Source organism: Rhodopseudomonas sp. NSM, from assembly GCF_052445935.1.
Classification (GTDB): domain Bacteria; phylum Pseudomonadota; class Alphaproteobacteria; order Rhizobiales; family Xanthobacteraceae; genus Rhodopseudomonas.
Genome location: NZ_JBQTCH010000002.1, coordinates 251,250 through 275,831 on the forward strand (window position 1 = coordinate 251,250; position 24,582 = coordinate 275,831).

23 protein-coding genes are annotated in these 24,582 nt (G+C 64.9%); 4 read left to right on the forward strand and 19 right to left on the reverse strand.

The window, feature by feature from the left end; translation table 11 throughout:
* Positions 1 to 18: 18 nt before the first annotated feature.
* Together ACTZWT_RS05460 and rpoZ are read right to left on the reverse strand one after the other, a co-directional pair.
* On the reverse strand, positions 19 to 2,304 hold the full coding sequence (locus ACTZWT_RS05460) for a RelA/SpoT family protein (protein ID WP_444768695.1): 2,286 nt from the start codon (positions 2,302 to 2,304) through the stop codon (positions 19 to 21).
* A 251-nt stretch (positions 2,305 to 2,555) separates the two neighbouring features.
* Positions 2,556 to 2,948 (reverse strand): DNA-directed RNA polymerase subunit omega, encoded by a 393-nt coding sequence (rpoZ, locus tag ACTZWT_RS05465; RefSeq protein ID WP_011441495.1) that lies wholly within the window; start codon positions 2,946 to 2,948, stop codon positions 2,556 to 2,558.
* 338 nt (positions 2,949 to 3,286) lie between these two features.
* On the opposite strand from rpoZ, the gene ACTZWT_RS05470 reads away from it, so the two are divergent.
* Positions 3,287 to 3,916 (forward strand): LabA-like NYN domain-containing protein, encoded by a 630-nt coding sequence (locus tag ACTZWT_RS05470; RefSeq protein ID WP_444769207.1) that lies wholly within the window; start codon positions 3,287 to 3,289, stop codon positions 3,914 to 3,916.
* Between the two features lie 70 nt (positions 3,917 to 3,986).
* On the forward strand, positions 3,987 to 4,589 hold the full coding sequence (locus tag ACTZWT_RS05475) for a uracil-DNA glycosylase (protein WP_444768696.1): 603 nt from the start codon (positions 3,987 to 3,989) through the stop codon (positions 4,587 to 4,589).
* 30 nt (positions 4,590 to 4,619) lie between these two features.
* Here ACTZWT_RS05475 and smpB read toward each other — a convergent pair whose 3' ends face one another.
* The 4 genes from smpB to dnaE all read right to left on the reverse strand — a co-directional run bounded on the left by smpB (position 4,620) and on the right by dnaE (position 10,090).
* Positions 4,620 to 5,093 carry an SsrA-binding protein SmpB gene (gene smpB, locus ACTZWT_RS05480; RefSeq protein WP_444768697.1) on the reverse strand — a complete coding sequence of 158 codons (474 nt, stop codon included), beginning with the start codon at positions 5,091 to 5,093 and terminating at the stop codon, positions 4,620 to 4,622.
* A 24-nt stretch (positions 5,094 to 5,117) separates the two neighbouring features.
* A complete protein-coding gene (gene mscL, locus ACTZWT_RS05485; protein WP_444769208.1) occupies positions 5,118 to 5,549 on the reverse strand; it encodes a large conductance mechanosensitive channel protein MscL in 432 nt (143 codons plus the stop codon).
* 55 nt (positions 5,550 to 5,604) lie between these two features.
* Positions 5,605 to 6,495, reverse strand: coding sequence for a 4-hydroxy-tetrahydrodipicolinate synthase (gene dapA, locus ACTZWT_RS05490; RefSeq protein ID WP_444768698.1), 891 nt, complete (start codon positions 6,493 to 6,495; stop codon positions 5,605 to 5,607).
* A 139-nt stretch (positions 6,496 to 6,634) separates the two neighbouring features.
* The gene (gene dnaE / locus ACTZWT_RS05495; protein ID WP_444768699.1) at positions 6,635 to 10,090 is read right to left on the reverse strand and encodes a DNA polymerase III subunit alpha; all 3,456 of its coding nucleotides are present in this window, start codon (positions 10,088 to 10,090) and stop codon (positions 6,635 to 6,637) included.
* Positions 10,091 to 10,630: 540 nt separating this feature from the next.
* Between dnaE and ACTZWT_RS05500 the strand changes: the two genes are divergently transcribed.
* Together ACTZWT_RS05500 and ACTZWT_RS05505 are read left to right on the forward strand one after the other, a co-directional pair.
* Positions 10,631 to 10,891, forward strand: coding sequence for a DUF3551 domain-containing protein (locus ACTZWT_RS05500; protein WP_444768700.1), 261 nt, complete (start codon positions 10,631 to 10,633; stop codon positions 10,889 to 10,891).
* Between the two features lie 28 nt (positions 10,892 to 10,919).
* Entirely contained in the window at positions 10,920 to 11,171 is a 252-nt protein-coding gene (locus ACTZWT_RS05505) for a DUF3551 domain-containing protein (RefSeq protein ID WP_444768701.1), read from the forward strand.
* A 182-nt stretch (positions 11,172 to 11,353) separates the two neighbouring features.
* Here ACTZWT_RS05505 and ACTZWT_RS05510 read toward each other — a convergent pair whose 3' ends face one another.
* The 13 genes from ACTZWT_RS05510 to nuoN form a co-directional block, all read right to left on the reverse strand.
* Complete coding sequence (locus ACTZWT_RS05510; protein WP_444769209.1) at positions 11,354 to 12,052, reverse strand: ABC transporter ATP-binding protein; 699 nt, start codon at positions 12,050 to 12,052, stop codon at positions 11,354 to 11,356.
* A gap of 22 nt (positions 12,053 to 12,074) precedes the next feature.
* Entirely contained in the window at positions 12,075 to 13,355 is a 1,281-nt protein-coding gene (locus ACTZWT_RS05515; protein WP_444768702.1) for a lipoprotein-releasing ABC transporter permease subunit, read from the reverse strand.
* A gap of 56 nt (positions 13,356 to 13,411) precedes the next feature.
* Positions 13,412 to 14,731: a proline--tRNA ligase gene (gene proS, locus ACTZWT_RS05520; protein WP_444768703.1), complete on the reverse strand. Its 1,320-nt coding sequence runs from the start codon at positions 14,729 to 14,731 to the stop codon at positions 13,412 to 13,414.
* A 142-nt stretch (positions 14,732 to 14,873) separates the two neighbouring features.
* The gene (locus tag ACTZWT_RS05525) at positions 14,874 to 16,484 is read right to left on the reverse strand and encodes a copper resistance CopC/CopD family protein (protein ID WP_444768704.1); all 1,611 of its coding nucleotides are present in this window, start codon (positions 16,482 to 16,484) and stop codon (positions 14,874 to 14,876) included.
* Positions 16,481 to 17,008 carry a YcnI family protein gene (locus ACTZWT_RS05530; protein ID WP_444768705.1) on the reverse strand — a complete coding sequence of 176 codons (528 nt, stop codon included), beginning with the start codon at positions 17,006 to 17,008 and terminating at the stop codon, positions 16,481 to 16,483. The genes ACTZWT_RS05525 and ACTZWT_RS05530 overlap by 4 nt, the downstream gene beginning before the upstream one ends.
* Positions 17,008 to 17,532, reverse strand: a complete 525-nt coding sequence (locus ACTZWT_RS05535) for a copper chaperone PCu(A)C (protein ID WP_444768706.1) — start codon at positions 17,530 to 17,532, stop codon at positions 17,008 to 17,010. The genes ACTZWT_RS05530 and ACTZWT_RS05535 overlap by 1 nt, the downstream gene beginning before the upstream one ends.
* Positions 17,533 to 17,665: 133 nt before the next feature.
* On the reverse strand, positions 17,666 to 18,046 hold the full coding sequence (locus ACTZWT_RS05540; protein WP_444768707.1) for a DUF2946 family protein: 381 nt from the start codon (positions 18,044 to 18,046) through the stop codon (positions 17,666 to 17,668).
* 494 nt (positions 18,047 to 18,540) lie between these two features.
* Positions 18,541 to 19,857 carry a nicotinate phosphoribosyltransferase gene (locus ACTZWT_RS05545; RefSeq protein WP_444768708.1) on the reverse strand — a complete coding sequence of 439 codons (1,317 nt, stop codon included), beginning with the start codon at positions 19,855 to 19,857 and terminating at the stop codon, positions 18,541 to 18,543.
* Between the two features lie 69 nt (positions 19,858 to 19,926).
* Positions 19,927 to 20,211, reverse strand: coding sequence for a DUF1467 family protein (locus ACTZWT_RS05550; protein ID WP_444768709.1), 285 nt, complete (start codon positions 20,209 to 20,211; stop codon positions 19,927 to 19,929).
* A gap of 2 nt (positions 20,212 to 20,213) precedes the next feature.
* Positions 20,214 to 20,618, reverse strand: a complete 405-nt coding sequence (gene mce / locus ACTZWT_RS05555) for a methylmalonyl-CoA epimerase (RefSeq protein WP_322517258.1) — start codon at positions 20,616 to 20,618, stop codon at positions 20,214 to 20,216.
* 39 nt (positions 20,619 to 20,657) lie between these two features.
* Positions 20,658 to 22,328: a ribonuclease J gene (locus ACTZWT_RS05560; RefSeq protein WP_444768710.1), complete on the reverse strand. Its 1,671-nt coding sequence runs from the start codon at positions 22,326 to 22,328 to the stop codon at positions 20,658 to 20,660.
* Positions 22,328 to 23,143, reverse strand: coding sequence for a biotin--[acetyl-CoA-carboxylase] ligase (locus ACTZWT_RS05565; protein ID WP_444768711.1), 816 nt, complete (start codon positions 23,141 to 23,143; stop codon positions 22,328 to 22,330). Before ACTZWT_RS05565 ends, ACTZWT_RS05560 begins: the two co-directional genes overlap by 1 nt.
* Entirely contained in the window at positions 23,144 to 24,580 is a 1,437-nt protein-coding gene (nuoN, locus tag ACTZWT_RS05570; RefSeq protein ID WP_444768712.1) for an NADH-quinone oxidoreductase subunit NuoN, read from the reverse strand.
* Between the last annotated feature and the right edge of the window lie 2 nt (positions 24,581 to 24,582).

Below are 24,582 nucleotides of genomic sequence, written 5' to 3' on the forward strand. Positions count from 1 at the left end.
AGGACTTGCGGCGCCGCGCTATCCATTGACGCGCTCGACGTGGGCCACCACCGCCTTGGCGCGGAGCTGGGCGATGATGGCGCTGAGATGCTTGAGGTCATAGACCTCGAGATCGATGGTGAGTTCGGTGAAGTCCGGCGAGCGCCGGCTCATGTTGATGTTGTCGATGTTGCCGTCGTGCTCGGCGATCACGCCGGCAATCTGCGCGAGGCTGCCCGGCTCGTTGACGTTCTGCACGAACAGCCGCGCCGGGAAGCGCTGCGGCGTCGTTTCGTCGATGTCCCATTTCACATCGAGCCATCGCTCCGGCTCTTCCTCGAAGTCCTTCAACGCCAGCGAATGGATCGGATAGATCGTGATGCCCTCGCCCGGCGTCACGATGCCGATGATCCGATCACCCGGCACCGCGCCGCCGTTCGGCGCGAATTTCACCGGCAGTCCGGAGTGGATCCCGCCGATCGGCACCGCTGCGCCGACCTTGCTCGGCTCGCCGACGACTTTGGCGCCGGACTTCTCCGGCTTCTTGCCGCCGAACCGCGCGGTGCGCTCTTCCTTGTAGTCCGGGTACATCGCGCGGGCGACGTCGGACGCCTTCATCTCGCCGCGCCCGACCGAGGCCATCACCTCCTCGATCGAGGCCCGCGCCAGCCGCGGCAGCGCGCCCTTCAGTTTGTCGTCGGCATATTCGATCTTGGCGCGCGCGAACAGCCGCTCGACGATCCGGCGGCCGAGGCCGGCATATTGGTCCCGCATCGCCGTGCGGGTGGAGCGGCGGATCGCGGCGCGCGCCTTGCCGGTTCGCGCCAGCGACTCCCACGCCGCCGGCGGCGCCGACTGCACGCTCGACGTCAGCACCTCGACCTCGTCGCCGTTCTGCAGTTCCGACGACAACGGCGCGAACTTGCCGTTGATCTTGCAGCCGACCGCGCTGTTGCCGACGTCGGTGTGCACCGCATAGGCGAAATCAATGACGTTGGCGGCCCGCGGCAGCGCGATCAGCTTGCCCTTCGGCGTGAAGCAGAACACCTGGTCGTGGAACAGCTCGAGCTTGGTGTGCTCGAGGAATTCCTCGGGATTCGAACTCTCCGACAGCATCTCGACGGTGTGCCGCAGCCAGGCGAAGGCGTTGGATTCGCGGTTGAGCAGTTCGGTCGGCGAGCCGACGCCGTCCTTGTAGAACGCGTGCGCGGCGATGCCGTATTCCGCGATCTGGTTCATGTCCTGGGTGCGGAATTGCAGCTCGACGCGCTGCTGGCCGGGGCCGATCACCGTGGTGTGCAGCGAGCGATAATCGTTCTGCTTCGGCGTCGAGATGTAGTCCTTGAACCGTCCCGGGACCATCGGCCAGGTGGTGTGCACGACACCGAGCGCGCGGTAACAGGCCTCGACATCCTTCAGCACGACGCGAAAGCCGTAGATGTCCGAGAGCTGTTCGAAGCCGACCGACTTGCGCTCCATCTTGGTCCAGATCGAAAACGGCCGCTTGCGCCGGCCGGTGACCTCGGCGGAGATGCCGTTCTTGGCGAGATTGGCGCAGAGCTGGGTTTCGATCTCGCCGATCAGATTGCGGTTGCGCTCCGCCAGTGCGTCGAGCCGCTGCATCACCACCGCGAAGGCCTCGGGATCGAGCGTGCGAAACGACAGATCCTCCAGTTCCTCGCGCATTTCCTGCATGCCCATGCGGCCTGCAAGCGGCGCGTAGATATCGAGGGTTTCCTCGGCGATGCGCTGGCGCGACGCGGGCGGCACGAAGTCCAGCGTGCGCATGTTGTGCAGGCGATCGGCGAGCTTGATCAGCAGCACGCGAACGTCGTCGGCGATCGCCAGCAGCAGCTTGCGGAGGTTCTCCGCCTGCTTGGCCTCGCGCGACACCAGTTCGAGCCGCTTCAGCTTGGTCAGCCCCTCGACCAGTGAGCCGATCTCGTGGCCGAACAGCTTGTCGATCTCGGTCCGGGTCGCCTCGGTGTCCTCGATCGTATCGTGCAGCAGCGCCGCGACGATGGTGGCATCGTCGAGCTTGAGATTGGTCAGGATCGCCGCGACTTCGAGCGGATGCGAAAAATACGGGTCGCCCGAGGCGCGGGTCTGCTCGCCATGCGCCATCATCGCGTAGACATAGGCGCGGTTGAGCATGTCCTCGTCGGTGTTCGGATTATAGCTCCGGACCAGCTCGACGAGGTCGTACTGCCGCATCATCCGGGCCCGCGCGCCGCGCGGCTTCGGCGGGACGACGACAGGCGCGGCCACTGTGGCCGAATCGGCCGTGGCCTCCATCTGTCTCGGGATGCGGCGGCCTGACGCCATACGAAAAAACCTCAATCGCGGCGCCGGGCGCCGCGGATTACACCGGTCGAAAGATTCAGATCTTCTGGAAATCCGACCGCACAACACTAAAGTGTTTTGCCATGATGGGAAGCCGGCTGAACGCGAAAACCAGCCATCCGACAGAGGTTTGATCGACCGCAAGGCATTTCGCCGGGCCGCAAAACAAACGGCCCGGAGCAATCCGGGCCGTTGTACGAATTCGGGACACGAGATCGGGAGCGATGCGCGCCCTACTCGTCTTCCTCGGGCTGCTCTTCCGGCGGCGCGAGGCCTTCGAGGCCCTTCAGCAGCTCTTCCTCGGTCATGCGCTCCAGCGCGACCTCGGTGTCGTCGGCATCGACGCTGGCGCCGGCCGAACCGATCAACGGAACGGTATCCTGTTCCGGCTCATCGACTTCGACGAACTTCTGCAGGGAGTGCACCAGCTCTTCCTTGAGATCCTCCGGCGAGACCGTCTGCTCGGCAATTTCTCGAAGCGAAACAACGGGATTCTTGTCGTTGTCACGGTCGATTGTGAGCTGCGAACCAGACGAGATCATGCGTGCACGATGCGCCGCCAGCAGGACCAGGTCGAACCGGTTGTCGACCTTATCAATACAATCTTCCACGGTGACGCGCGCCATCGCTAGTCGCTCCGTTCAAAGGACCAAAATGCGGGTTATCCGGCGTAGGTATAGGGGGTTGAAGCGATGCGCAAGAACCAATTTGTCATTTGGCCGTGAACCCTCGCTCTGATATTGCACCAAATATCCGGCGATTGGCAGCCAATCACTGGGGCGAACACGGGTCCGACAACAAATGGCTTCTTTTCACAAAGAAAAGTATACAATACCGGTCGATGCTTCGTGCGTTTGAAGTTTGTGCCGGAAGCCCGAGCCGACGGCTATTCGTGAAAATTTGACTTTAACGCTTGGCTTTTCTGCCACGCCAAAGACCTAACGACAAAACACGAGAGATCTGGATGTCCACCCCTGCGAGCAACAAAATCGCGCTTTTCATCGACGGCGCCAACCTTTATGCGACTGCAAAGACACTCGGTTTCGATATCGATTACAAACGTCTCCTCAAAGAATTTCATGGTCGCGGCACTCTGGTCCGCGCCTTTTACTACACTGCCATCATCGAGGATCAGGAATACTCCTCGATTCGTCCGCTGATCGATTGGCTGGACTACAACGGCTACACCGTGGTCACCAAGGCGACCAAGGAATTCATCGACGCCAGTGGCCGCCGCAAGGTCAAGGGCAACATGGACATCGAGCTTGCGGTCAACGCCATGGAACTGGCCGAGCATATCGACCAGATGGTGCTGTTCTCCGGTGACGGCGACTTCCGCTCGCTGGTCGAAGCGGTCCAGCGACGCGGCGTCCGCGTCACGGTGATCTCGACGATCTCGAGCCAGCCGCCGATGATCGCCGACGAACTCCGGCGCCAGGCCGACGTCTTCACCGACCTGGTCGAACTGCAGTCCAAGATCGGCCGCGATCCGGCCGACCGCCCGCCGCCGCGTGAGCCCCGCCACACGCCTCAGTTCCTGCAACGCTCGGCTGCGATGGCGCCCAGGGGCGGTGACGACGATTTCGAAGACTGACAAGGCACCGACGCGCGGCCCACGGGCCGGCGTTCTTCGTCCGATCACCGAACCCGATCGCGATTGCCCGATGTGTCCGAGGCTCGCCGAGTACCGCGGCGAGCTGCGAGCGCGTGAGCCCGGCTGGCACAACGCGCCGGTGCCCTCGTTCGGCGACGCCGATGCCAGGTTGCTGATCGTCGGCCTCGCTCCCGGCGTGCAGGGCGCCAACCGCACCGGCCGTCCGTTCACCGGCGACTACGCCGGCGATCTGCTATACGCGACATTGATCGAATACGGATTTGCGACGGGGCAATTCCAGGCCCGGCCCGACGACGGGCTGCGGCTTGTCGGCTGCCGGATCAGCAATGCGGTGCGTTGCGTGCCGCCGCAGAACAAGCCCCTGCCCGTCGAGATCAATACCTGCCGGCGCTTCCTGGCGACGACGATCGAGACCATGACGAAGCTGCGCGCCATCGTGCTGCTCGGCCGGATCGCGCATGATTCCACGCTGAAAGCGCTCGGCCTTCGCGCCTCACAGGCGCCGTTCGGACACGGCGCGGTCCACGAGGCCGGTGCGCTGAGGCTGTACGACAGCTATCATTGCTCGCGCTACAACACCAACACCCGCGTCCTGACGCCGAAGATGTTCCACGACGTGTTCGCGCGCGTCCGCGCGGATCTGGACGCGTAAAGCCGAGCCGAGCAGCTAACACTCGAAGCGTCAGCCCCGCGCCCGCAGCAGCCGGCCCTTCTCGCGGCTCCAATCGCGCTTCTTTTCGGTCTCGCGCTTGTCGTGCAACTGCTTGCCCTTGGCGAGCGCCAGCAGCAGCTTGGCGCGCCCCTTTTCATTGAAATAGAGCTTCAGCGGAATCAAGGTCATGCCCTGACGCTCGACCGCTCCCATCAGCTTGTTGATCTGCTTCCTGTGCAGCAGCAATTTGCGCGGCCGTTTCGGCTCGTGGTTGAAGCGGTTGGCCTGCAGATATTCCGGGATATTGGCGTTGATCAACCAGATCTCGCCGCCGCGGGAATCGGCATAGGATTCCGCGATCGTCGACTTGCCGCCGCGAACCGACTTGACCTCGGTTCCGGTCAGCGAGATGCCGGCCTCGACGGTGTCTTCGATCGCGTAGTTGAACCGCGCCTTGCGGTTCTCCGCGACCACTTTGATCGGGCGTTCGTTCTTCTCGGCCATTGCGGCTGAATCTCTCTATCCCGCTTAGACCTGCGGGCGGTTGCCGCTCTTCAATAGATCGCGGATCTCCGCGAGGAGTTCCTGCTCGGGGGTCGGGTTCGGCGGAGCCGCTGCCGCGGCCGCCTCCTTGCGCTTCAGCCGGTTCATCGCCCGCACCACCAGGAACAGCACGAAGGCGACGATCAGGAAGTTCAGCGTCAGCGTCAGAAAGTTGCCCCAGGCGAGCACCGCGCCCTGCTTCTTGGCTTCGACCAGCGTGTTCGCCGTGACCACCTTCGACAGCGGCGTGAAGTAGTTCGAGAAATCGAGCCCACCGGTGATCGAGCCGATGATCGGCATGATGACGTCGGCCACCAGCGAACTGACGATGCCGCCGAACGCCGCGCCGATGATGACGCCGACCGCGAGGTCGACGACATTGCCCTTCATCGCGAATTCACGGAATTCCTTGAGCATACCGACCACCCTCAGCATTTCCGGTGCGCAACCTCGTCGTGCTGGTCCGTGAAAATCAGTTCAGCAGTCCGGCATGCATCATGGCGGCGCGAATCGTGCTGCCGGTCGGCTCGGTCACCGGCATCAGCGGCAGCCGCACCTCTTCCTGAATCCGGCCGAGCAGCGTCAAGCCGTGCTTGGCGCCGGCCACGCCGGGCTCCTTGAACACCGCATCGTGCAACGGGACCAGCCGGTCCTGGATCTTCAGCGCGCCCGGATAGTCGCCGGCGAGCACCGCCCCCATCAGGTCGGCGCAGAGCTTCGGCGCGACGTTGGAAACCACCGAGATGCAGCCGTGACCGCCCGCCGCCATATAGGCCAGCGCGGTCATGTCCTCGCCGGAGAGCTGAATGAAATCGGGCCCCATCGCATGGCGCTGCTGCGATACCCGTCCGAGATTGGCGGTGGCGTCCTTGACGCCGGCGATGTTCTTCAACTCGAACAGCCGGCTCATGGTGTCGACCGACATATCGACGACGGATCGCGGCGGGATATTGTAGATGATGATCGGAATTCCGATCGCGTCATTGACCGCCTTGAAGTGCTGATACATGCCCTCCTGGGTGGGCTTGTTGTAGTACGGCGTCACCACCAGGACGGCGTCCGCGCCCGCCTGCTCGGCGTGCCTGGCGAGCTCGACGGCCTCGCGGGTCGAGTTCGATCCGGCGCCCGCGATCACCGGCACCCGCCCCTTGGCCTCCTCGACGCACCATTCCACGACCTTGTGGTGCTCCTCATGGCTCAGCGTCGGGCTTTCGCCCGTGGTCCCGACCGGCACCAGTCCGTGGGTGCCTTCTGCGATCTGCCATTGGACCAGACTGCGAAAAGCCTGCTCGTCGAGCGAACCGTTCTTGAAAGGCGTAACCAAGGCGGTGAACGACCCCCGGAAATTCGTCTTGGCTGCCATAATGTTCTCCTGACGCGCAGTCCCGATCTGTGAACCTTTCATAACGGGTGCCGCGCGGCCGCGAAAGGCCCGCGACCGCCGGGGCGGCGCAGTTCCAGTCGAATCCGAAGCCGCAGCGGCGCCGAAACCAGCCTCGCCCCTAGAGGGTCTCGACCAGCTCCACGCCGGTCACGGCCTTGATCGCACCGGCGATCTGCGGCGAAACCTGGAACCGGCCCGGTAACTCGAATTCGACCTCGGTGTGCGGGTCGAGCCGCAGCACCAGCGCGATGTTGCCGCCCGCGACCTTGGGGTCCGGTGGCTGCAAGCGCTTTGTGATCGAATCGAGCGGCTTGGTGTCGCGCAGAAAGATCCGCAGCCCCTTCTGGGTCTTGGCCGCGGCGGCGTCGAGCGGCTCGGCATGCAGCACCCGGGCGCGGACGTCCTCGCCTTGCAGTTCGGCGCCGAGTTGCAGCAGCACCGCGGCGCCCGGCTCCAGCACCTCGCGATATTGCGCCAGCCCCTCGGAGAACAGCACCGCCTCGAAATGCCCGGTCGGGTCGGACAGGCCCATGATGCCCATCTTGTTGCCGGTCTTGGTGCGCCGCTCCATCCGCGATACCACGGTGGCGGCGACCTTGCCGGCGGTGGCACCGGATTTCACCGCTTTGCAGAAATCGGCCCAGGACTGTACCCGCAACCGCTTCAGCGCGATGGCGTAATCGTCGAGCGGGTGGCCGGACAGGAAGAATCCGATCGCGTCGTATTCGCGCCGCAGCCGCTCCGCCGGCAGCCACGGCTCGATCTGCGGCAGCATCACCTGCGGTGCATCGGCGAGCCCGCCGAACATATCGTTCTGGCCGCTGGTGAAGGCCTCGTGGCTGCGCTGGCAGGCCGCGACGATGGCGTCAGCGCCGGCGAACACCCGCGCGCGATTGGAATCGAGACAGTCGAACGCACCGGCGGCGGCCAGACATTCGACGACGCGCTTGTTGATCGCACGCGGGCTGACGCGGGCGGCGAAGTCGGCGATCGACGCGAACACCTTGTCGCCGCGGGCCTCGACGATCTGCTGCACCGCCTGCTGGCCGACGCCCTTGAGGCCGGCGAGCGCGTAATAGATGGTGTTTTCGCCGACCTCGAAGGTGGCGCCGGAGCGGTTGACCGAAGGCGGCTCGACCTTGATGCCGAGCCGCTGCGCCTCGGCGCGGAATTCCGACAGCTTGTCGGTGTTGTTGAGATCGAGCGTCATCGACGCGGCGATGAACTCGACCGGATAGTGCGCCTTCATATAGGCGGTGTGATACGACACCAGCGCGTAGGCCGCGGCGTGGCTCTTGTTGAAGCCGTAGTCGGCGAACTTCGCGAGCAGATCGAAGATGGTGTCAGCGGAATCCTTCGGCACGCCGTTCTTGGTCGCGCCCTCGACGAAGATGGCGCGCTGCTTCTCCATCTCGGCGCGGATCTTCTTGCCCATCGCGCGGCGCAGCAGGTCGGCTTCGCCGAGCGAATAGCCGGCCATCACCTGGGCGATCTGCATCACCTGTTCCTGATAGATGATGACGCCGAACGTCTCTTTCAGGATCGGCTCCAGCATCGGATGCAGGTATTCCGGCTCCTCGTCGCCGTGCTTGCGCGCGCAATAGGTCGGGATGTTGGCCATCGGGCCCGGGCGATACAGCGCGACCAGCGCGATGATGTCCTCGAAACGGTCCGGGCGCATGTCGACCAGCGCACGGCGCATGCCCTGACTTTCAACCTGAAACACGCCGACCACATCGCCCCGCGCCAGCATTTGATAGCTGGTGGGATCCTCGATCCCGAGCGTCGCCAGATCGATGTGGATGTCGCGCTGCTTGAGCAGCTTCACCGCGACGTCAAGCACCGTCAGCGTCTTCAGGCCGAGGAAGTCGAACTTCACGAGACCCGCCGGCTCGACCCATTTCATGTTGAACTGGGTGACCGGCATGTCGGATTTCGGATCGCGATACATCGGCACGAGATCGCTGAGCGGCCGATCGCCGATCACGATGCCGGCGGCGTGGGTCGAGGCGTGCCGGGTCAGGCCCTCGAGCTTCTGCGCGATGTCGAAGGCCCGGGCGACGACCGGGTCCTCGTCGCGAAACGCCTGAAGCTTCGGTTCGCTTTCGATCGCCTGTTTCAGCGTCACCGGCGCGGCCGGATTCTGCGGCACCAGCTTGGTCAGCTTGTCGACCTGCCCGTACGGCATCTGCAGCACACGGCCGACGTCGCGCAGCACGCCGCGCGCCTGCAGCGTGCCGAAAGTGATGATCTGCGCGACCTGATCGCGGCCGTAGCGCTGCTGCACGTATTCGATCACTTCACCACGGCGGTCCTGGCAGAAGTCGATGTCGAAGTCCGGCATCGAGACGCGTTCCGGATTGAGGAAGCGCTCGAACAGCAGGCCGAACCGGATCGGATCGAGGTCGGTGATGGTCAGCGAATACGCCACCAGCGAACCGGCGCCCGAGCCGCGGCCCGGGCCGACCGGGATGCCGTGCGCCTTGGCCCATTTGATGAAGTCGGACACGATCAGGAAGTAGCCGGCGTACTTCATCCGCGTAATGACGTCGAGCTCGAAGGCGAGCCGTTTGCGATAGTCCTCTTCGGTCATGCCTTGCGACAGGCCGTGGATACGCATCCGGTCGGCGAGCCCCTGCTCGGCCTGGCGACGCAGCTCGGCGGCCTCGGCGGCGGCCGCCTCCTCGGCGTCGCTGACGCTGGCGCCGACGGTGAACAGCGGCAGGATCGGCTTGCGGGTCAGCGGCCGATAGGCGCAGCGCTGCGCGATCTCGACGGTGGAGGCCAGCGCCTCCGGCAGATCGGCGAACAGCACCGCCATTTCGGCGCGGGTCTTGAAGCGGTGGTCGGGGGTGAGCTGGACGCGGTCGGTCTCGGCGATCAGCTTGCCGGAAGCGATGCACAGCAGCGCGTCGTGGGCCTCGAAATCGTCGGCGGTGGCAAAATGCGGCTCGTTGGTCGCGACCAGCGGCAGCCCCATGTCGTAGGCGATGTCGATCAGGCCGGCTTCCGCGCGCCGTTCGAAATCGGTGTTGTGGCGCTGCAGCTCGACATAGAGCCGGTCGCCGAACGCCTGCGCCAGCCGCTCGCAGCGCAGCCGGCCGAGCGCCGGGTCGGTCAGCATCGCCAGCGAGATCGGACCGTCCGGCCCGCCGGTCAGCGCGATCACGTCCTCGGTCTCGCCATCCAGCCAGTCGAACTTGATGTGCGGCGGCTGGTTCACCGGGGTCTCGAGGAACGCCCGCGAGTTCAGCCGCATCAGGCTGCGATAGCCGCGCTCGCGCGTCGCCAGCAGCACGATCCGCGCCGGCGCCGCCAGCGCCGCGTTGCGCGAGGTCGGATCCTGGTCGCCGAAATCGACTCCGAGCTCGAGGCCGACGATCGGCTGGATGCCCGATCCCGCGAGCTTGTCGGAGAATTCCAGCGCGCCGAACATGTTGTCGGTGTCGGTCAACGCCAGCGCCGGCTGGTGGTCGGCCTTGGCGAGTTCCGCCAGCCGCGCGATCTTCATCGAGCCCTTCAGCAGCGAATAGGCCGAGTGAACGTGCAGATGGACGAATCCGGCGTTGCTCATCGGCGGTGCGGCTCTCGATCGGGCGTGGATGGCGTGCAGTGAGAAGGTGCTCGGCCGGCGCGCGCTCCGCGCAGCCGACTCGGCGGGAATGGTGGTCCGCCTGACACCGCCGCGCAAGTCGGCCGCGCCCCCTTATCCCCGCTGTTGCCGCATCGCCTTCGGCGATCGGCGCAGCCTCGCCGGCCGCTGCCTCAGAGTTGCGGCAGCACCTGCGCCCACACCGCCACCATGCCGATGAACAGCGCAATCGACGTCAGCGCCGCAGCTTCCTGAATGAAGATCTTCAACATCGTCCGCTCCCTGACTACGTGAACATACGAAGAACATTGTTCTCATTTTGTTCCTGAGTCAAGGTACCCGCATCGGGGCGCTCGCGAAGCGTTAACAAAACGTCGACATCCCCGCTATCCAGCGGTGACTCTTCGGCCGCCGGCGGCGTTGACGTAAAATGCTTGCGGGCGCACGGGATCAGCGATGAGCCCGTGGCTGAGTCGATGCCGAGCTTCAGCCCGATCGGGGCCCTCATTTTCGGAGATACCGATGCGCGTTTTGTCTGCGGTTCTGTTGGCTGCCCTGGCGTCGCCCTTTGCGCTGCCATCGGCAGCCGCGGCGCAAACCCAGGCGCCTTACGACAACTATCCGGTCTGCCTGCGGATCTACGGCCCGGTGCGGTTCGACCAGTGCCGCTACATGTCGATGGAGCAATGCCGGCCCGCGGCGTCTGGCATCGCCGGGCAATGCGTCACCAATCCATGGTATCAGCCGCCCGCAGGGCCGGCGCGGCGGCATCGCGCGCGCTGAGCCTGCGGCGGATCACAGGGAGGTCGAGATGCGCAAGACACTGCTGGTCGGGATGCTGGCCCTGCTCGGGTTGACCGGGATCGCAGAGGCTCGCGACTATCCGGTCTGCCTGCGGATCTATCACAACTACCGCGACTGGTACGACGAGTGCAGCTACACGTCGATCCCGCAATGCCGGATGTCGGCCTCGGGTCGCGCCGCCGAGTGCATCGAAAACCCGTGGTACACCGCGCCGCAGCCCGCGAAAAAGAAGCTGCGCAAGCAACGCCGCCGGCACTGAGGCCGCCCGCATCGGTCGCCCAGCCAGTCATTCCGGGGCGCGCCGTCCGGCGCGAACCCGGAATCTCGAGGTTGTTGGGCGAAGCCGGGGAGCCGCTGTGCTTGTTTCAGAGTGCTCGTTTCAGATTCCGGGTTCGCTCGCTCACGCGAGCGCCCCGGAATGACGAACTGCAGCCGCCGCGCCTATTCCAGTTCGACGACGACGCCGTTTTCGAGCGACACCCGGCGATCCATCCGGCCGGCCAGCTCCATATTGTGGGTGGCGATCAGCATCGCCACGCGCGTCGCCCGCACCAGTTGCATCAGCGCCTGGAAGACGTGATCGGCGGTGTGCGGATCGAGATTGCCGGTCGGCTCGTCGGCAAAAAGCACCCGCGGAGCGTTCGCCACCGCGCGCGCGATAGCGACACGCTGCTGCTCGCCGCCCGACAATTCCGCGGGGCGATGGGTGATGCGGTCGGCCAGCCCGAGATAGGCCAGGATTTCCTTGGCGCGGCTGACAGTCTCGCTGCGCTTCAGGCCGCGGATCATCTGCGGCATCATCACGTTTTCCAGCGCGGTGAATTCCGGCAGCAGGCGGTGCGACTGGTAGACGAAGCCGATATCGGTGCGCCGGATCTGGGTGCGCTCGGCGTCGGTCAGCGCCGAGGTCGCGGCACCGCCGACATAGACCTCGCCCTCGTCGGCATGCTCCAGCAGGCCGGCGATGTGCAGCAGCGTCGATTTTCCGGAGCCGGACGGCGCCACGAGCGCCACCGACTGCCCCGCCCACAGCGCCAGCTTGGCGCCGTCGAGGATCGTCAGCGTCGCTTCGCCCTGGACGTATTGCCGCTTGATGTCGTGCAGATACACGACCGGGATGTCTTCCGCGCCCTGCTCCAGATCCTGCGTCATGTCCTGCGCCTCACTCATAGCGGAGTGCATCGACGGGATCGAGCCGCGCCGCCCGCCAGGACGGATACAGCGTCGCCAGGAACGACAGCGTCAGCGCCATGATCACCACCGCGCTGGTCTCGGCGAAATCGACTTCGGCCGGCAGCTTCGAGAGGAAGTACAATTCCGGCGAGAACAGCTCGGTATTGGTCACCCAGGACAGGAACTGCCGGATCGATTCGATGTTGAGGCAGATCACCAGCCCGACGACGAAGCCGGTCAGCGTGCCGACCACGCCGATCGCAGCGCCGGTGATCAGGAAAATCCGCATGATCGAGCCCTGCGTCGCGCCCATCGTACGCAGGATGGCGATGTCGCTGCCCTTGTCCTTCACCAGCATGATCAGGCCGGAAACGATGTTCAGCGCAGCCACCAGCACGATCAGCGTGAGAATCAGGAACATCACGTTGCGCTCGACCTGCAGCGCGTTGAAGAACGTCGAATTGCGTTGCCGCCAGTCGACCAGGAAGACGGGCCTGCCCGCGGCCTCGGTGACGCTCTTGCGGAAGGCGTCGATCTTGTCCGGATTGGTGGTGTAGACCTCGATCGCGGTGACGTCGTTGTTGCGGTTGAAATAGGCCTGCGCCTCCTTCAGCGGCATGAACACGAAGGTCGAGTCGTATTCAGACATGCCGATCTCGAACACCGCGGAGATCTTGTACGGCTTGATCCGCGGCGTGGTGCCCATCGGCGTCACCGCGCCGCGCGGCGCGACCAGCGTGACGCTGTCGCCGGCATGCAGCGACAATTGATCGGCGAGCCTGCGCCCGATCGCAACGCCCTGCCCCTCGTCGAAGCCGTCGAGCGTGCCCTGCTTGATGTGGTTGGCGATCGACGAAAGATTGTTGAGATCGTCGGCGCGGATGCCGCGCACCAGCACGCCGGACGCATTGAACGGCGACGACGCCAGCGCCTGGCCGTCGATCACCGGAGCCGCGAGCTTGATGCCCGCCACGCCGCTGATGCGGTCGGCGACCTCTTTCCAGTCGGTGAGCGGGCTTTCCAGCGGCTGCACCAGAAGATGGCCGTTGAGGCCGAGGATCTTGTCGAGCAGTTCCTTGCGGAAGCCGTTCATCACCGCCATCACGATGATCAGCGTCGCGACCCCGAGCATGATGCCGAGAAACGAGAAGCCGGCGATCACCGAGATGAAACCCTCACGGCGACGCGCACGCAAATAGCGCCCGGACAGGAGCCATTCGAATGGCGCGAAAGGAGGAGTTCGAACTGGCTCAGTCATGCTGTGATCCATGCTCCGAATTTCACACGATTCGGGCTAATTTCAGCCGAGCCGCCGGTGGATAATTCTTAACGCGCGAGCCGCGCGACCGCCTCCGCCAACGCGATGTTCTCCCGCGAGCCGTCGCTGCGCCGTTTCAGCTCGATCTTGCCATCGGCCAGCCCCTTCGGACCGACCAGCACCTGCAACGGAATCCCGATGAGATCGGCGGTCGCGAATTTCGCGCCGGCGCGCTGATCGGTGTCGTCGTACAACACGTCGACGCCCTTGGCGGACAGCTCCTTGTAGAGCTGCTCACAGGCGGCATCGGTCGCGGCATCGCCCTGCTTCAGATTCAGGATCGCGACCCGGAACGGCGCGACTTCCTCCGGCCATTTGATGCCGTTCTCGTCATGGCAGGCCTCGATGATCGCACCGACGAGGCGTGACACGCCGACGCCGTAGGAGCCACCGTGAACCGGCGTATCGGTGCCATCGGGACCAGCGACATTGGCCTTCATCGAGTCGGAATATTTGGTGCCGAAGTAGAAGATCTGGCCGACCTCGATGCCGCGGGTGTTCAGCCGGTTGGCCTCCGGCACTTCGCTCTCGTAGCGTGCTGCGTCGTGCACGTCCTCGGTCGCCGCATAGACCGAGGTCCACTGCTTGATGATCGGCGTCAGATCGCCGTCATAATCGACGGTCTCGTCCGGCACCGGCAGGTTCAGCACGTCGCGATCGCAATACACGCCGGACTCGCCGGTCTCGGCCAGCACGATGAATTCGTGGCTGAGGTCGCCGCCGATCGGCCCGGTCTCGGCGCGCATCGGGATCGCCTTCAGCCCCATCCGGGCGAAGGTTCGCAAATACGCGACGAACATCCGGTTGTAGGATTTTCGCGCGGCGGCCTCATCGACGTCGAACGAGTACGCGTCCTTCATCAGGAATTCGCGGCCCCGCATCACGCCGAAGCGCGGGCGCTGCTCGTCGCGGAATTTCCATTGAATATGATAGAGATTCAGCGGCAGGCTCTTGTAGGACTTCACATAGGCGCGGAAGATCTCGGTGATCATTTCCTCGTTGGTCGGACCGTACAACAATTCACGCTTGTGGCGGTCGCTGATCCGCAGCATCTCCGGGCCGTAGGCGTCGTAGCGGCCGCTCTCGCGCCACAGATCGGCGAGCTGCAGCGTCGGCATCAGCAGCTCGATCGCGCCAGCGCGGTTCTGCTCCTCGCGCACGATCTGCTCGATCTTCTTCAGCACCCGATGGCCGAGCGGCAGCCAGGCATAGATGCCGGCGGCCTCCTGCCGCAGCATCCCGGCGCGCAGCATCAGGCGGTGCGAGACGATCTCGGCTTCCTTCGGGTTTTCCTTCAGGATCGGCAGGAAGAATCGCGACAAACGCATGGGATTTACTCAAGAATCAGGGGAAAGCTGGTTTGCGCCAGTGAAACCGGATCAGGCAGCAAAACACAAGGGTGCGACTGCGCAACTTTGCGAAAAACGCCGGATTCTGCGCGACTTTACGAACGGGCGCCGGTACCGATGACTAGCGGATCACGACCGACGTCTCGATCGTCACTTTGTCGAAATCGGAAATCAGAATGCCGAGCGTCAGCGTCCAGCGCCCCGGCAGCGGCGCCGACATCCGCACCTGCCAAGCTCCGTCAGGTTGACGTTGCGCCTCGGCGGAGGCCGGCTCGATCCCGGCATCCGGATTGGCGAGCGTCACGGTCAGCGCCTGCGCCAGCAGCGGCGCCTCGTCGGGCGTCTGCAGCGTGACCGCGATCTCGATCGGACCGGCACGGCCGGGCGTCAGGGTGACGTTGGCCATCGCCCGTTCGGTGTGGACATGGGCAATTACAGCCTGCTCCGCAACGGCAGCGGCATCACGTGGCGGCGGGGTGAACCGCCACAGCCCGACCACGCCGAGGATCGCGATCACCAGCACCAGTTCGGCTGCGATCATCCGGCGCAGCGCCGGTCCCGCGCGCCCGTCGCCGGCCGCGAACTGCGGCGTCACGCGGAGTCTGTTCCACAGCGCGACCAGCAGCAGCAACGCGACCAATGCCAGCTTGGCGATCAGGATGCGGCCATAATCGGAGCGCCACAGCGCCTCGACGCGGCCGAGCTGGATCGCGCCGAGCACGACGCCGCTGATCAGCAGCGCGGCGATCGCGACCGGGATCGCGCGCGAAAACCGGCGTAGTGTGTCGGCCGGTGCGCGGTCGGTCCCGACCGCCACCGCCAGCGGGACCAGCGCCCCGATCCACATCGCCAGACTGACGCCGTGGATCAGCATCGCCGAGGCCGCAAGCCAAAGCGGATCGGCGGTCGCGGTATGGCCGCTCGCAGCGAATGCGGCGCCGACGCCGAGCACCGCGCCGAGCGACAGCCACCGCGCCAGCCAGCCGCGGCTCAGCAGCGCCAGCAGCGTCAGCCCGAATGCGACCGCAGCGATCGTCGTGGCCCGGCCGAACGAGCCGGACGCCCCTTCCCGCCAAACCGCGGCGCTGCCGAGCTGCGCGAATGGCAGGTCCAGTATGTCGAGGCCCTGCAGACCGACCGACAGTGCGAGCGCGCCGAAGCCGACGATCGCGGCCGCAGCACAGCCGGCGACCATGCCGGGCCCAGCCGCCCAATTCGCGATCCAGCCGAGGAAGAAGGCGCCGCCGGTCGCGGCCAGCAGCATAGATTGGATGACGATGCCCGTCGCCCAGATCGCCGTCCGCCGCGCCGGATCGTCCGGTACCACGATCGCCGGCAGGCCGGTGCCCGGCGCGCCGATCCAGAATGTCAGCGAGCCGCCGACCGGATGGCCATCGGCCGAAACGACCCGCCAGCTCACCACATGACCGCCCGCACCGAGCGGCACCGGCGGCGCAAAACGCAACGTGTCGCCTTCGCCCGCGATATCGATGATCGGGGTCGACCGGCCTTTGGCGTCGATCAATTGCAGCGCCAGCGGCGTGACCGGCTCGTTGAAGGTCAGGGTGATGGTCGCCGGCGCGGCCTCCAGCACAGCCTCGGCGGCGGGATCGCTGGCGACCAGGCTGGCGTGGGCGTGCGCGAGCGACGGCAGCATGAGGACGGCGAGCGCCGTCACCCATGCCAGCCATCGCCCGGCATTGCGTCGCGACCGGGCGGGAGCTCCGATCACGGAGCCTTCGGCTTCAGCCGCAGCGTCGGCGCGGGCTCCTTCAGCGCGTCGGGCTTTTGCCCGGCGGCCGGGATCTCGATCCAGCGATGCACGCCGTTCTCGCATTCCTGCACCACCGGGAAGTACAGGGTCTTTCCGGCCGCGTCGGGCAGTTTCATCACCAGACCGAAGGTGTCGTAGAACGCATCGGGCAACGGCCCGCCGCGCCACGCCACCTCGTCGACCGTCTCGGTGATGGTCTTGCCGTGCAGTTTCGGCTGTTCGCCCTCGATCTTGCGGGTTTTGATCTCGATGCTCCAGCCGGGCTTCATCTGCGGCTTCACCGACAGCACGCCGTCCGGAATTTTGACCCGCACAGCGAGCGTGGCGGTGCCGTCGCAACCATGCGGCACGCGGAGGGCCGTCTGGAAGTAATTGCCGGCCGCCGCCTCATTGGGCTGCAGCGAGACATGGGCCACCGCGGGTCCGCCGATTGCCGCGACGGCCGCACAGGCGGCCATCGCGATCCCAAAACGACGCCGCATCAGTGCTTCATCCCGGAATGGCCCTTGTGGTCCATCTTCATCATGCTGCCGCCGGCGTCGTCCGGCGACTTGGCGCCGATGTCGGCGACGTCGAGCGTGACCTGGACCTTGCCGGCCTTTTCGAACTGCAGGGTGACAGGCACCTTCTCGCCTTCCTTCAGCGGCCCCTTCAGATCCATCAGCATGATGTGGTAGCCGCCCGGCGCAAGCTTGACGGTCTTGCCGGGCTCGATCGGCAGCCCCTTGTCGAGCTGGCGCATCTTCATCACGCCGTTGTCCATCGACATCTCGTGGATCTCGAATTTGCCGGCGACGTCGGCCGCCCCCGCGATCAGGCGGTCGGCGGTCGCGCCCTTGTTCTCGATCGTCAGGTAGCCCCCTGCGACCTTGGCGCCGCCCGGCGTGGCGCGGCTCCAGGCCTGGGTGATGACCAGATCGCCGGCCTTGATTTCGGCCGCCTGCGCGGCGACGGACAGCAGACTGACGATAGCCGCAGAGGCGAATGTGCGGATGAATGGATTCATGGTCGGATCCTCGCTGGGATTTGATGGGGATGAAACGGACCAGCGTCAGGCGCCTGCATGAGGCATTCGCCTTCGAACTCCGGTCCATCGAAATGGTCGAAAACGGCTGCGCGATCGCTGCAGCTGTTGGTTGTTAAGCGGCGATGGGTGGGGGCGGCGCGCGCGCCTGCGCGGTCACGCGGGCGCGCGAGACGGGCAGCGCCGGCTCCGTCAGCGACCAGATCACGCGCTGATGCGGTCGCTTGATGACGGCGAAATCCTGGCTCGCCGGTGCAGCCGTCGGACCGCCGCCGAGCCCCACCGAGCAGACCGCGCAGCAGGCGCCGTCATGCCCCCGCTCGGCCGGTTGCGTCTCGCCGTCGTCGGCGGACGCCATTGCAGAGCAAAGGTGGATGGAATTCTGCGGATCGGCGATCGCGGAGGCGACGAAACGGAACGCGCCGATCGGCGACAGCAGTTGCACCAGAAGCGCGACCGCGAAAACCGGAATCATCCGCCCGAGACGTCGGCGCATCACAGCCTGTGCTCCATCATGGCGAAATATCATGCAGTTTTACCGCTGTCGATTGCGCCAGGCTCACCGCGTCGGAAGCCGCGATCTGGCATGATATCGACAGTCACGCGCATCTGGCGAGTTTTCGTTCGTTTCACCGCGTGCCTTAAATTTGAACATTCGTTGCCGGAAATGGTGACAAGTCAAAAAACTTCCGCTACGAATATGGCAACAGGCAAAGCCCTCGGGCGAAGTCTGGCGGTCCAAGTCTCGGGAGGAACCCTGACGCGCAACAATGCAGCGTCGCCCGTCAAACAAAAGAATAAATCCAAATCATTCGGGAAAATATTAGGGTCGACACAGTTTTTAAGCAGGGCAAGCGCCCTGCTTTTTCTTTTTCGTGACGCGTTCAGCCGTCTTCTCGACTGCGAATCATCCCGGCCGGGCGTCGGTGCCGCGGCATCCGGATCGAAAGTCCGAATCACTTGATGCGGACGGACCTGCGGACGGATTGATCACACGTCGATGGCGTGATCCGTCATGCCTTCCGTCCCGAAGATTCCGAGATACCGCCGGACTTCCGCGTCTGGACCCGTGGCCTTTGTGGGGTTGTCGGACAGTTTCACGGCCGGGCGACCTGCCGCCTCGACGACCTTGCACACCAGCGAAATCGGATCGAGGGCGTTGCCGCCGTTCGGCGCGCAACCGCGGAAATCGTTGGTCAGATTGGTGCCCCAGCCGAAGCTGACCCGGACGCGATCCTTGAAGTGCCGGAAGGATTGCTCGATGGAGTCGATGTCCATGCCGTCGGACAGCACGAGCAGTTTCTCTTTCGGGTCTCGCCGCTTGGCTTTCCACCACGCGACGAATTCGTCGCCGCCCTCGATCGGCAGCTTGCTGTCCGGGCGCGCGCCGGTCCAATCCGCCACCCAGTCGGGCGCATTGCGCAGGAACGACGTCGTCCCATAGGTGTCCGGAAGGATGACCAGCAGGTTGCCGTCATACAGGTTACGCCAATCGTCGAGCACCGCGTAGCGGGATGATGCGACGAGCTCATCGTCATCGCCCGCCAGCGCCGCATAGACCATCGACAGTTCGTGCGCGTTGGTGCCGATCGCCTCCGAGCCGATTTCCATGGCGACGTGGACGTTGCTGGTGCCGATGAAAGCGTCGCCGATGCCCTCCTGCAAGGCCTCGCAGCACCACCTTTGCCACAGATATCCATGCCGGCGACGGGTGCCGAAATCACCAACTTTCAATCGCCCGGTCGCCTTCAGCACCTGCAATCGCTCAACTTTGCCCCACAGCTTCGCCTTGGCGCGCGCATAGAGGACGTCGAGTTCGAAGCGCCCCATATTGCGCATCGCCTTGCGTGCGCGCAGTTCGTTGATGATCGAGAGCGCCGGAATTTCCCACATCGTCGTGAGCGGCCAGGGTCCGGCGAACCGGAGTTCGTACTGACCGTCACGAACTTCGACTTCGTATTCCGGAAGCGCGAAGGTCTCGAGCCACGACAGAAATTCGGGCCGGAAGATCTGCTTCTTCCCGTAGAACGTATTGCCGGCGAGCCAGATCATTTCCCGCTTCGAGAGTCGAAGGGTCCTCGCATGGTCCAGCTGCGCCCGCAATTCGCCGATCTCGACCTCGTCGGCGACACGGACCGATTTCGATCGATTGATCACCCCGAACGTGACCGGCGTATCCCGATGCTTCATCCAGATCAGCTGCAGCATCAGCAGCTTGTAGAAATCGGTGTCGAGCAGCGTGCGGACGACGGGGTCCATCCGGTAATTGTGGTTGTGAACCCGGGTGGCGATATCGGTGAAACTCATCTCGGAACCCTTGACTAAGCGGCTGGCGCCGGCTGCGTGCGACGATCGCGAGGCGCAGCAATGCGGGCGCTACAGCGGGAATCCCAGCAGCTTCGACAACCGTTCGATCTCGAGCCATCCGGAGCGATAGGCATACAGCGCGACGGCGAAAACCGCCGCCGAAATCACGGTGGTCCACAGCGCCTTGCGCGCCAGCAGCGTCACCACCGGCGCGCCCGGATCGGCGCCGGGCACGTCGTCCTCGACCTCGCCGCTTTCGGACCGATTGCGGACGCCGAACGGCAGCGTCACGAAAAAGACGACCCACCACAGCACGAAATAGATCGCCAGCAGGCTGCCGATCTGACTGAACATGGCTAGGACTGCTCGATTTCGACCAGCGCGCCCGAGAAATCCTTCGGATGCAGGAACAGCACCGGCTTGCCGTGCGCGCCGATCTTGGGCTGGCCGTCGCCGAGCACGCGGGCGCCTTCCTTGATCAACGTGTCGCGCGCCGCGATAATGTCCGGCACTTCGTAGCAGACGTGATGGATGCCGCCATCGGCATTGCGATCGAGAAACTTGGCGATCGGCGATGCCTCGCCGAGCGGCTGGATGAACTCGATCTTGGTGTTCGGCAGCGTCACGAACACGGTGATGACGCCGTGATCCGGCAGCGGCACCGCGTCGGAAATCTCGGCGTTGAACGCGGCGCCGTAGATCTTCGCCGCCTGCTCCGCATCCTTCACCGCGATCGCCACGTGATTGAGCCGCCCCAGCATGACACTTCCTCCGTCCTTGATCTTGTTACTTATACGCCCCTAAACCCTCAGCACGTGCACGAAGCACAGCGGCTTCTTGCCCCAGTGCTGCTGCACCACCGAGCGAACCGTGCGCCGCACCGATTCCGCGACCGCATCCGGATCGCGACGGCGCGCCTTCGGCAAACCCTCGACAGTCGCGACCACGGCATCGAACACGATGTCGTCGAGCGGCTCGCCGGCGCTGTTGTTTTCCGGGACGCCGATCAGTTCGACTTCCGGGTCGTCGACCATGTCGCCGGTCTGGGTCAGCGCCAGCGCCACGAAGGCGCAGCCGGCGAACGCCATCTTGCGGCGCTCGACCACCGCGCGCGACTTCTCCTCCTCGAGGATGGTCCCATCCTTGTACAGCCGGCCAGCCGGCAATTGGTCGATGATCGCCGGATCGCCAGGCCCGAGCCGGACCAGATCGCCGTTGCGGCAGACCACCACCTTGGGCACGCCCATCTGCCGCGCCAGCTTGGCGTGCTCGTTCAGATGCAGCGCCTCGCCGTGCACCGGGATCAGCAATTGCGGCCGCACCCAGGAGATCAGCTCGCGCAGCTCCTCGCGGCGCGGATGGCCGGAGACGTGCACCAGATGGTCGCGATCGGTGATCACCTCGATGCCCTGGTTGACCAGCCCGTTGATGATGCCGCCGACCGCCTTCTCGTTGCCCGGAATGGTGCGCGACGAGAAGATCACGCAGTCGCCCTTGTTCAGCGTGACGTCGGGGTGATCGTCGCGCGCAATCCGCGCCAGCGCCGCACGCGGCTCGCCCTGGCTGCCGGTGCACAGCGCCAGCACCTTGTCCGGCGGAAAATGCCCGTAATATTCGGAGCCTCGAAAGCTCTGCACGCCATCGAAATAGCCGCACTCGCGCGCGACCTGGGAGACGCGATCCATCGCGCGACCGACCAGCACCACTTCCCGCCCCGCCGCCTTCGCGGCGTCGGCGACGGCGCGCATGCGGCCGACATTGGAGGCGAAGGTGGTAACCGCGACGCGGCCCTTGGCGGCCTTGATCAGGCCGGTGAGCGACGCGCCCACTTCGGTCTCCGAGGGCGAATGGCCGTCGCGCACCGCGTTGGTGGAATCGCCGATCAGCGCCATCACGCCCTCGTCGCCGAGTTCGCGCAGCCGCTTCTCGTCGGTCGGTGGACCGACTACGGGGGTCGGATCGATCTTCCAGTCGCCGGTGTGCAGCACCAGGCCCGCCGAAGTGCGGATCGCCAGCGCATGCGATTCCGGAATCGAATGCGCGACCGGAATGAACTCGACGTTGAAGGGGCCGAGATCGATGCGGCCGCCGGACGGCACCACGGTGATCGGAATCTTCAGCGTGGTACGCTCCGCCGCGAGCTTCGCGGCGAACAGCGAGGCGCTGAACTTGGTGGCGTAGATCGGGCAGCGCAGCTTCGGCCACAGATCGATGATGGCGCCGAAATGATCCTCGTGGGCGTGGGTCAGCACCAGCCCGACCAGATTCTTCTTCTCTTTTTCGAGGAAGCGGATGTCCGGCATGATCAGATCGATGCCGGGCAGATGCTCCTCGTCGCCGAACGACACGCCGAGGTCGACCGCCAGCCAGCTCCGCTGCTGGCGGTTGCCGAGGCCGTAGATCGACAAATTCATGCCGATTTCGCCGACACCGCCAAGCGGTGCAAAAACCAGATCGTCGGGTCGTGCCATTAGTCTGCAGCCTTTGCTGACGCCGCATCGCCGAAATAGACGTCGCCGGCCGCGATCGGAATGCGTCTCCGATCGGACGTTATCAGGACCATACAGCCTGTTTCATCGATGGTGTCGAATATCCCGGTCACCACCGACGAGCCCGACCGGATGGAAACCGTCTGACCGAGCCCGGCGGCCCGTTCCAGCCAGAGATCGCGGATCTTGGCGAAACCACGCCCGTCATCCCAGATGCCGCGCATCTCGTGCCACGAATCCGACAGCGCCGCAAATACGTCTTCCGCGCTGGCGGTCACGCCGAGCTTGCTCAAGCATGTCACCGCCGTCGGAAGACCTTCCGGCGCAGCGACCACGTTCGTGCCCATCCCGACCACCACGGCGAGTCGCCCGTCCGGCAACGTCTCGGCTTCGAGATTCATCCCGACAAGCTTCGATCCGCCTGCCAGGATATCGTTGGGCCACTTCAGCCGATAATCATTCGCAGCGGAAGTGGGCGACCGCATTGCGGCCTCGACGCTCACCTCTCGCAATGCCTTCTCGAGCGCGACGCCTGCAGCAAAGCCGAGGGTTGCGGCGACAGAAGGGGTGACCTTGAAGCTCTCGAAGACGGAGCTCGCCAGATTGCCGCGCGGAGCCACCCAGACCCGATTGCGACGACCGCGTCCCGCGGTCTGCATCGTCGTCACGAACCAGCAGGGCGTCCGCCCCCCCGCTCGGGCATACGCCATCGCGTCGGCGTTGGTGGAGCCGGTCTCGTCGAAAACCTTCAGGCCAACGCCGGCCGCGCGCGCCTTCGGTCCGAGGGCGAACGCCACCTAGAACAACGACTTTGCCGCCGCCGTGGCCGCGTTCACCAGCGGCGCCGGATAGATGAAGAACAGCATGTTGAACAGCCCGGCGACCGCCAGCACGCCGCGCAGTTCGAGCCGCACCCGGTCGATGCCCGGCGCCGGCTCGTCGAAATACATCACCTTGATGATCAGCAGATAATAATAGGCGCCGACCACGCTGGTGACGACGCCGATCACCGCGAGCGCGAACAGCCCAGCCTTGATCGCCGCCATGAACACGTAGAACTTGGCGAAGAAGCCGGCGAGCGGCGGGATGCCGGCCATCGAAAACAGCAGCATCGCGAAGAAGAACGCCAGCGCCGGATTGGTGCGCGACAGGCCGGCGAAGTCGCTGATGTTCTCGACATGCAGGCCGTTGCGGCGCATCGCCAGGATCACCGAGAACGCACCCAGCGTCATGGCCACATAGATCGAGATGTAGATGATCACGCCCTGCGCGCCCTCGACGGTGCCGGCCGACAGCCCGACCAGCGCGAAGCCGATATGGCCGATCGCCGAATACGCCATCAGGCGCTTGATGTTCTTCTGGCCGATCGCCGCGAACGAGCCGAGCGCCATCGAGGCAATCGCGACGAACACCACGATCTGCTGCCACTGCGGCACGATCTCGGGAAACGCCGTCAGCGTCACACGGGTGAACACCGCCAGACCCGCGACCTTCGGGGCGGAGGCGAAGAACGCCGTCACCGGGGTCGGCGCGCCCTCGTAGACGTCGGGCGTCCACATGTGGAACGGCACCGCCGACACCTTGAAGCACAGCCCGGCCAGCAGAAAGACCAGACCGAACACCAGCCCGACACTGCCGTCCTTGGCCGCGGCGGCAATGCCGGTGAACTGAACGGTGCCGGTGAAGCCGTAGATCAGCGAGCAGCCGTACAGCAGCATGCCCGACGACAGCGCGCCGAGCACGAAGTACTTCATGCCGGCTTCGTTTGACTTGGGGTCCTCGCGATTGCTCGCGGCGACGACGTAGAGCGCCAGACTCATCAGTTCGAGGCCGAGATACAGCATGATCAGGTCGCCGGCCGAGATCAGCAGCATCATGCCGACCGACGACAACAGTACCAGGATCGAATATTCGAACATCCGACGCGCCGGATTGGCGAGAATTTCGGCCGACAGGATCAGCGTCACCGCCGAGCCGATCAGCGCCAGCACCTTCAGGAAGCGGGCGAAATCGTCGACGATGAAGCTGCCGCCGAAGGTCACGAGCTTGCCGGCCGGCAGCATCAGCTCCAGCGCGCCGGTCACGACCAGCAGCAGCACCGCCAGCGTGGTGACGAGGCCGGTGGTCTTCTCTCCGCGATAGGCGCCGAGCATCAGCAGCAGCATCGCGCCGATCACCAGAACGAGCTCCGGCATGATCGGCAGCAGCGAATAACCGGCGGTTTCGAAGTTCATAG